The following is a 239-nucleotide window of genomic DNA, read 5'->3' on the forward strand; positions in this document are numbered from 1 at the left end:
GGTGATCGTGGCCATCCTCGCGGGCTTCTTCGGGTTGCGCTACTACCTGCACCGCACCTACTACATCGGCGAGCAAGACTCGAAAATCGTTGTCTACCAAGGCTCTCCCGACGCGGTGCTGTTCTACTCGGTGAGCAACCTGGTGCAGAAGGGCTGCATCGTCGACGCCGACAAGGACTCCGCGCGCATCACCTTCGTGCCCGCGGACGCCGCCGACTGCACCGCGCTCAACGTCGCCG

General features: G+C 64.0%; 1 pseudogene. It reads left to right on the top strand.

From position 1 onward, the window contains the following. Nucleotides 1-239, top strand: a pseudogene (locus tag B1964_RS20295) (serine/threonine protein phosphatase); the annotation flags it as partial.

Origin of the sequence: Gordonia sp. i37, assembly GCF_002043085.1 — a bacterium.
Taxonomy (GTDB): domain Bacteria; phylum Actinomycetota; class Actinomycetes; order Mycobacteriales; family Mycobacteriaceae; genus Gordonia; species Gordonia polyisoprenivorans.